Raw genomic sequence first — 2,085 nt, forward strand, 5'->3', positions numbered from 1 at the left:
TATGTTTTATAAAATAAAACATGTTCGATATTAAGGAACATGTCCAATTAAAAAAATTATGGAGTTGTTTAAAAATGAAGATAATGCCGGTTTCAATGCCGAAGGATATAGACAAATACTTTTTCAATCGGGTGAGGGATATCAACATGGTAAATACTCAGCTGTCAACAGTCAGATTGGATATTCCACCTCAATTGCTGATTACAGGATATCGCGGCGTGGGCAAGACATTCCTTCTTAAAAAGGTATTGAATGATCAAAGCGATGACATTCTGACATCATTTATTGATATATCCGAAATTGTCGGAAGGCAAAAGGGAAACCTAACTGAGGAGGAAGTGCTTAAGGCAATCTTGAATTCCATAAACGAAACAATGTCTAAGGATAAGAAATCATACAAAAAATGGATTGATAAAATAACCGGGCATGTTAAAGGACTACAATTGAAAAATTATGATTTTTCTGGAGATGCGAATATAATGGACATTCCGGTTCCGGTAATCCATGACAATTATGACAAGCTTTCCAAATTTGTAATGGAGCTTCCCCAAAAAATCGTGGATGAGTCAAAAGACATAAAGGGATATATAATAGTAATCGATGAGTTTCAACTATTGAAAAAAGTTAAAAAACCAGATGCATTCTTTTGGCTAATAAGAAGCTTTGTTCAAAAGCAGTTCAATGTAGGTTATGTCTTCACAGGTTCTGTTTCAAAAACTTCAGATATAATCAACATGATTAACGGTCAGGAAGAAGCATTCGGAGGAAGATTGATACAGATAAATATCGAGCCGTTCACAGCTGATGAGACAAGAAGATACATCGAGGAAAAATCAAATAACTTAAAATTCACAGATGAGGGATTTGAAAGATTTTACGCATGAACACGAGGAATTCCTCTATATATAAATAGCCTTTCATCAGTCCTGCCTAATAACACAATATGTGATGAGGAAATAATCAAACAAACTCTCAAGTTTAACATTGACCAGGTTGCCATGATGTGGATTTATGTCTGGGGAAGATTAAGTGATGGAGAAAAGGATTTCATAATCTATCTTCTGGAGCATGAAGGCTCAAATAGATCCGATTTGGACAATGAGCTGGGATATGCAAAATCCAGCATAACAAGATTCATAGATTCACTTTCCAATCAGGGAATAATTGAATTCAATCGTGAAAGAAAATTTGTACTGGCAGACAAGATGCTTGAAAGATGGTTAAAAATCAAGCATGAAACCAATGGTTTTTATCCGCTTTAAATTCTAATTTTCATTATTTATTGCATCAAAAACAGGAAGTTAAAAAAAAAGAAAAAAATTTAAAAATCAATAGATTGATCTTTTTGTACAGGATGTCCGTTCCATGCCTGCATGCTTGTCCATTCAGCGAAAGGTTCTGTCCAGAAAACGTCTGAAGCAGGTAGACCTAATGCTAAAAATATTGCGCAACAGAAATAGAGACTGCCTGTGTTGATATCACTTTCTGAAATGTCCAATTGTGAACCGTTAAGCCCTACAAGCAACCATCCGGCACTTGAAAAGTTATGATTGTCTCCAAACTGCTTTTTCAAAACAGCTGTTAGAGCGGATCTGACCTGAGAAGGCTGAATGTTTCTAGGTAAGATTTTTAATAATGCTGCCTGTGATAGGGAATGGAAAATTCCGCAACGGTAAGCAAGACAAGTTCCCAAAAGAGGATATGTCGCATCCGGTGAAATGGTTCTTTCCAGTTGAGATGCCAATCTTGAAGACCTCATCAGCTGAACGTCCAGAAATTCGCCTTCGCTGATTCCATATTTTCTCATCACTTTTAGAATATCGTTCAGCATAGGATGAATTACAATGCTGTTGAAATAGCCTGAGGTGTAATCTTCTCCGTCGGAGTAGATTCCGTCGCCCATGTAAAATTCATCTCTGAACCTGCGAACGCCATAGCTTAAACGCTCTTTATCACATTCTCCTGTAAATTCCAAAAGAGCAGCTTCAATCATTGAAGTAAATAATAACCAGTGATTTTCATAAGGTGCGATAACTCTTGTATTTTTAAGTTCACGGATAATTCTTGCCTGATCATCCATTTGTA

At 36.3% G+C, this 2,085-nt stretch carries 3 protein-coding genes; 2 read left to right on the forward strand and 1 reads right to left on the reverse strand.

The annotated features are described in order from the left end of the window. The first annotated feature begins 74 nt into the window (after positions 1-74). Together ACKI2P_RS07040 and ACKI2P_RS07045 are read left to right on the forward strand one after the other, a co-directional pair. Entirely contained in the window at positions 75-884 is an 810-nt protein-coding gene (locus ACKI2P_RS07040) for an ATP-binding protein (protein WP_407376305.1), read from the forward strand. A gap of 114 nt (positions 885-998) precedes the next feature. Beyond that, entirely contained in the window at positions 999-1,262 is a 264-nt protein-coding gene (locus ACKI2P_RS07045) for a hypothetical protein (protein ID WP_407376307.1), read from the forward strand. Between the two features lie 59 nt (positions 1,263-1,321). Here the strand turns inward: ACKI2P_RS07045 and ACKI2P_RS07050 are convergent. Continuing rightward, the coding region (locus tag ACKI2P_RS07050; protein WP_407376309.1) for a DUF2264 domain-containing protein at positions 1,322-2,085 on the reverse strand (764 nt) is incomplete at its 5' end.

Origin of the sequence: Methanobrevibacter sp. (genome assembly GCF_045541095.1) — an archaeon.
In the GTDB taxonomy this organism is placed as follows: Archaea; Methanobacteriota; Methanobacteria; order Methanobacteriales; family Methanobacteriaceae; genus Methanocatella.

Bases quoted from the DNA above. Each gene is read 5' to 3' on its own strand.
- ACKI2P_RS07040 (WP_407376305.1), top strand. From the start codon at position 75: ATGAAGATAATGCCGGTTTCAATGCCGAAGGATATAGACAAATACTTT.
- ACKI2P_RS07045 (WP_407376307.1), top strand. From the start codon at position 999: ATGATGTGGATTTATGTCTGGGGAAGATTAAGTGATGGAGAAAAGGAT.